The sequence below is a fragment of the Shewanella abyssi genome (assembly GCF_023284025.1).
Lineage (GTDB): Bacteria > Pseudomonadota > Gammaproteobacteria > Enterobacterales > Shewanellaceae > Shewanella > Shewanella abyssi.
Genome location: NZ_JAKIKR010000040.1, coordinates 41,192 through 47,191, shown reverse-complemented (window position 1 = coordinate 47,191; position 6,000 = coordinate 41,192). Strand labels below are relative to the sequence as shown.

Annotated in this window: 5 protein-coding genes; 4 read left to right on the top strand and 1 reads right to left on the bottom strand. The window is 42.0% G+C overall.

What is annotated here, in order from left to right:
* Positions 1 to 959 precede the first annotated feature (959 nt).
* Together L2755_RS16015 and L2755_RS16010 are read left to right on the top strand one after the other, a co-directional pair.
* Positions 960 to 1,412, top strand: a complete 453-nt coding sequence (locus L2755_RS16015; RefSeq protein WP_248981683.1) for a hypothetical protein — start codon at positions 960 to 962, stop codon at positions 1,410 to 1,412.
* Positions 1,413 to 1,525: 113 nt separating this feature from the next.
* Positions 1,526 to 2,101 carry a YdeI/OmpD-associated family protein gene (locus tag L2755_RS16010; RefSeq protein ID WP_248981682.1) on the top strand — a complete coding sequence of 192 codons (576 nt, stop codon included), beginning with the start codon at positions 1,526 to 1,528 and terminating at the stop codon, positions 2,099 to 2,101.
* A gap of 236 nt (positions 2,102 to 2,337) precedes the next feature.
* On the opposite strand, the gene L2755_RS16005 is transcribed toward L2755_RS16010, so the two are convergent.
* Positions 2,338 to 2,535 carry a hypothetical protein gene (locus L2755_RS16005; protein WP_248981681.1) on the bottom strand — a complete coding sequence of 66 codons (198 nt, stop codon included), beginning with the start codon at positions 2,533 to 2,535 and terminating at the stop codon, positions 2,338 to 2,340.
* A gap of 568 nt (positions 2,536 to 3,103) precedes the next feature.
* Between L2755_RS16005 and L2755_RS16000 the strand changes: the two genes are divergently transcribed.
* Positions 3,104 to 4,297 carry a conjugal transfer protein TraF gene (locus L2755_RS16000; protein WP_248981680.1) on the top strand — a complete coding sequence of 398 codons (1,194 nt, stop codon included), beginning with the start codon at positions 3,104 to 3,106 and terminating at the stop codon, positions 4,295 to 4,297.
* Positions 4,298 to 4,795: 498 nt separating this feature from the next.
* A complete protein-coding gene (locus tag L2755_RS15995) occupies positions 4,796 to 5,989 on the top strand; it encodes a conjugal transfer protein TraF (protein ID WP_248981679.1) in 1,194 nt (397 codons plus the stop codon).
* Positions 5,990 to 6,000: the final 11 nt, after the last annotated feature.

Here is a 6,000-nt window from a genome sequence, read left to right as displayed (position 1 = left end):
TATGATGTCGGGAACATCGTAGACCATGTGATCACGACATTCGGACATCCTGTCCAGCACCTGCCGCAGGCAATTGGAACCACTTCGGGCTGAACGCGGCAAAGATGCTGAATATTGATATCTGCTAGAAAGCTAGTTATGTTATTGATTATCAATGACTGGCTAAGTCTGTTTATTCGATTTAACGAGCAGTGCCTGACCTTTAAGAAAGGTCAAAGTCGTGGCGCTTCGCCCACACCAGAGCCAAGGGGCAAAGCGCTTGCGCCCCTTGGCAATCCCTCAGCGCCCCGGCGAAATTTAAAAAGCCAAATTTCCAACGGGGGAAATTGCTGTCTGCAAATTTGGCTACTTAAATGTGAATTCTGATGTTCACTGATGTGGAGGTTTATTTAATTTAAAAGCTTTTATTGGTAATTCTAATGCTGAGAGTTTGCGCTTTTATAACCCAGTGTAGATACAGCTGAGGCCATCGAAAACAGGGACGTTTTCGTTGAGCCCACAAGGCCAATTATGTTCCAGACATAATTTGGCATTCCCTCCGTCCTTGGAGGTCAGACGTTTTCGTTGATCCCACAGGGACCCTTTCTTTTATAAAGAGTTGCGGCGAGCCTCAGCCGCGCCTGCACATAAGGTCGTTCATTCACATCTGACCCATAGGGATATGGGAAATGTCGTTATGATGTCGGGAACATCGTAGACCATGTGATCACGACATTCGGACATCCTGTCCAGCACCTGCCGCAGGCAATTGGAACCACTTCGGGCTGAACGCGGCAAAGATGCTGAGTATTGATATCTGCTAGAAAGCTAGTTATGTTATTGATTATCAATGACTGGCTAAGTCTGTTCAACAAGGGTTTTCAAGTCGGACAAATTACAGCTGGCTGTTGTTCGTACCTCACATATTTTAGCCAACTGCAATTTGCCGCTTATAACGGCCTTATATTTTTTGGAAGTTTATGCATAAAACTCTAGTTTTATTAATGCTATTCACGGCTAATAGCTTTGCATTTGAAAATAACTTATCAATGCTTAATGGTAAGTGGGATTGTTCGCCTGAAGCAAATGGTGAGCTGAAACTAGTTAATATAGTGGAATATAGAACTCAAGATATGAGTTTTATTCACCATGGTAAAGTCACATTTGTCCAGAAAGATGGCGTAGAGTCGATCCTAGAATCAGAAACAATCGGCACATTTAAGTTTGAATCCATTATGGTTGAAGAGCAGATTGATACGATTGAAATCGTAATAGTTAAAGATGAAACTGGCTTCCTTACTGGTGCGGAAGAAAGCCTAAGAAAAGCAATATTAGCTGAATCAGCACCATTGATTACTAAGTCTCTAAATGAGAAAAACTGGGTACGAATCAACAGTACAACAAATGAAATTACCCACTGTAAAAAAATATAACAAACTGCTGAATTCAGCCTCACCAAGGCTGTCATGCCATTTGCTGTGCAAATCGCCCGCCAGCGCATGGTTCACTTATTATTGCGGCGTTATGCCGAAGAGAATCTAATTAGATGCCTGAACCAGATCCATCGAGAATCATGACATTTGCAACACCGAAAGATCTCGGCGAGTGGCTAAAGGTGAATCACGCAACTGAAAGTGAGTTGTGGGTAAAAATATTTAAGATAAATACTGGGATTCAAAGTGTCACTTGGAATGATGTAGTGATAGAAATTTTGTGCTGGGGTTGGATTGACGGTGTGAAAAAGTCAATTGATGATCAAGCCTATCTTCAACGCATAACTCCCAGAACAGCACGAAGCAACTGGTCTAAAAGAAACACAGAGCATGTTGATCGTTTGATTAACGAAGACCGAATGAAGGTATCTGGGCTTGTGCATGTTCGTGCAGCGAAAGCAGACGGTCGTTGGGAAAACGCCTATGTGGTAAGCGAAATGGAAGTGCCCGCAGATTTCATAGCTGCACTAGAAAATCAGCCGATCGTAAAACAGTTTTTTGAAACTCTTAATAAATCGAGCCGTTATGTTATCGCTTACGGCTTAATTAGTGCAAAGAAACCCGAAACTAGACAAAGACGATTTACAAAATACATGTCAATGCTTGCTCATGAGGAAAAACCTAAATAAGTGGCATTTGGCATAACAAGTCACTCAAAAGGACAAATAACAGTTGGTTTTTGCTCCTTCGTCGCTTGTTTTAGCCAACAATTTGTTGCCCATTATTAGGGCGTTATCGAGCATATGCTTGTCATACTTATCCTCATAAAAACCTCTGAACTGGAATCTAAGCACTTGTTGATAACCTGTCTAACCAAGCTCGACACGCAGACTGGCAAATCTACTCCATTCCTATGCCCAAATGTTTAAGCTTGCTCAAGTAGCTCCTCAACGCCAGTAATGCCAAAGTATTGCACTGAGTGTTTGATGGCGACCTTTTTCGCGATGAGATCACCGTCTTTATAGATCTTAACGACCTTTTTGCCGCCTCTATCGTTGGTGCTGTATTCGTATTCATCGTTAAGGCGAAGTTCGTCGAACTGAGATTTCATGATTAGATGCATAGTCACTCCTATCTCTAAAAGCTTATTGATTAGGTTAGATGGAAGATTAGCCTATTAATTAGACTCAGCGAGCTATCCAATAGTTGCGCATATTATTCAATATAGACAATTTTTTTCAGTGTTGTCATTGGATTTATGACATCAAAGCGGTTTATCAATCGATCTAAAAACCGCTGCAGACTTATCAAGATTGGCGATGAGATCGCTTATATTGCTTTAGAGACTATATTTTACGACCACGGCCATTTCAGCCATCAGTTTCAGTACTCATTTAGTAAGAGTTGTTTTTCTTTTGGCAACAGCAGTGTGCTAATTAACCTATTGGAATGGTTCACTTAATGAGAGAGCAAATCCAGTAACGCTCGGCCTTTAATGCAAATGATTGAACATATTTGAATACCTGCATGAAACTTTAGTTGTAAAAATGTAGTTTTATGGTTAAGAATTTGTCCCTTAGTTGTTTTTTTTGGCTTAGAATAACTGTTGATAAGAAAAAATAATTAATACCTTTTTTCGATTTGGACCGTATTGGTGTTAGAGCGTTAAGGACATAAAAAGGGCGGAATGGATGAAACTACCTAAGCTAGCGCTATTATGCGCATTAATCCCCAGCTTTTTTGCCTATTCAGGCCAGGAGTATTATGAGGCCCGTAGCGACGCAATGGGCGGCGCTGGTGTTGCCTCGTCTAATAATGAGGGTGCTGCTTTTGTTAACCCTGCACTGCTCGGTTTAAATGCACACAAAGATAATTCAGCTGTTTTATTGATGCCGGTGCTCGGTGTTGATATGGCCGACAGCGACAATATGATTGATAAATTCGACTCGCTCATCGATTCATATGATGGCTTAGCCACAGCAATCGGCGCAGGTAACAGTGTCGATATTGATGTTTACCGAGATGATTTGGTCCTCGATTTAGAATCGCTTAAAGGCACATCAGCCTATGCCAGTGCCGGCCTTGGTTTTAGCGTGGCAATTCCGCATCAAAGAATGCCGATGGCTATATTTTACAAAAGTTACGTGAACGCCGTGGGTGTCGCTAACATTGCCCAATCTGATATCGATGCACTTACAGACTTAGATGTAAATAATCCGCCGGCAGTGACCGACTTAGCCTCAAGTGGCCAAGTGATTGGAGGGGCTGTTTCTGATTTAGGAATAGCGTTAAGTTTCCCGCTTTCGATCGTTAATATGCCTATCTCGGTCGGTATATCGCCTAAGTTCCAACGCATCGATACCTACAACTATGTTGCGAGCGCGAATAATTTTGACGCCAGTGACTTTGATGATGTTGAATATCGTAATGATGAAACCAGTTTTAACCTTGATGTCGGTATCGCTATTGAGCCCATCAATGGCTTGGTGTTTGGTTTGTCAGGTCGAAACCTTATTAGCCAAGATGTCGATACCATTGAAGTTGAAGGGCAAAAGTTTACCTATCGTATTGAGCCGTTGGTGACTGCAGGTGTTGCCTATGACTGGAGTATCTTAACGGTGACTACCGATGTTGATCTCATTGAAAACAAGAAGTTTAAAGAGCTTGATGGCACGCAGTATTGGCGCCTCGGTGGTGAAGTGCGAGCATTTGACTGGATGTCATTGCGTGTTGGCTACCGCCATGACATGAAAGATTCAACGGCTAACATCTATTCGATTGGGTCTGGCTTTACCTTTGGTGAGTCATTTTTCTTAGACTTTACTGGGATGATTGGCAGCGACGAAGCAATCGGTGGCGTACTGCAAACCTCATATCATTTCTAAACATGGTTTGATTGGCGTTAGGTTAACTGAGCTCGATAACCGACTTAATCGTTAAGATAACTGCACTGAAACTACATAAAACCAGAGTGAAAACTCTGGTTTTTTGTTTGAACTCAAATGATCTTAAGATGCTGAATCCTGCATTTTGAAGTCGTTTTGGCATAAAGAGTACTCTGTATTGAATTCGCAATTAGACATTACCAGCCTGATTAGCTAGCCGCTTAACCTGCATCGATAATCCATTTAATCTAGTCCCCTCTATTAGGTCAGTAAAACTAAGCGTTTGCAGCAAGGTGTTGGTAGGTTTTGAAAACGAAGATAAAACCTGGATCACAAAATGTATCTTTAAGGTTGGCTTTATATTCCATAGGTAATGCATTTGACTTACAATTAAACTGTTAGCAACAAAAAATAAACAATAATAACAATAATATAAGAGCTTTGTCGATTAAGGCCGCACTGGTGTTAAAGCGTGAAGCTCATTAAAAGGTTGAATGAATGAAACTACATAAATTGGCGCTATTATGCACATTAGTCCCCAGCTTTTTTGCCTATTCAGGCCAAGAATATTATGAGGCCCGTAGCGACGCAATGGGAGGCGCTGGTGTTGCTTCGTCTAATAACGAAGGAGCGGCATTCGTCAACCCGGCTCTGCTAGGTCTCAATGCCCATAAAGATAATTCAGCTGTTTTATTGATGCCGGTGCTCGGTGTTGATATGGCTGACAGCGACAATATGATTGATAAATTCGATTCGCTCATTGATTCATATGATGGCTTAGCTGCTGCAATCGACGCGGGTAACAGTACTGATATTGATGTTTACCGAGATGATTTGATCCTCGACTTAGAATCGCTTAAAGCTACGTCTGCGTACGCCAGTGCCGGTCTTGGTTTTAGTGTGGCGATCCCGTACCAAAGAATGCCTATGGCCATTTTCTATAAAAGTTACGTTAACGCCGTTGGTATCGCCAATATAACCCAATCAGATATCGATACATTGGCTAATTTGGATATTAATAACCCACCAGCAGTAAGCGATTTAGCCTCAAGTGGCCAAATTATTGGTGGTGCAGTGTCTGATTTAGGCATAGCGTTTAGTCTCCCACTCTCTGTGGTTAATATTCCAATCTCTATTGGTATCTCGCCTAAATTCCAGCGTATCGATACATACAACTATATTGCCAGTGCAAATAATTTTGACGCCAGTGATTTTGACGACGCTAAATACCGTAATGATAAAACAAATTTTAATATCGATGTCGGTGTGGCAATAGAGCCTATTGATGGCTTGGTGTTTGGTTTGTCAGGTCGGAACCTGATTAGTCAAGATCTTGAAACGGTTGAAGTGCAGGGTGAAAGCTATACCTACAGCGTTGAACCGTTAGTGACCGCGGGTGTTGCCTATGACTGGCGAATGCTCACGGTGACGACTGATGTTGATTTGATTGAAAACAAGAAGTTTAAAGAGCTTGATGGCACGCAGTATTGGCGCCTAGGTGGTGAAGTGCGGGCATTTGATTGGATGTCGTTGCGTGTTGGCTACCGCCATGACATGAAAGATTCAACGGCTAACATCTATTCGATTGGGTCTGGCTTTACCTTTGGTGAGTCATTTTTCTTAGACTTTACTGGGATGTTTGGCAGTGACGAAGCAATCGGTGGCGTAGTGCAAACCTCATATCATTTCTAAACATGGTCTGA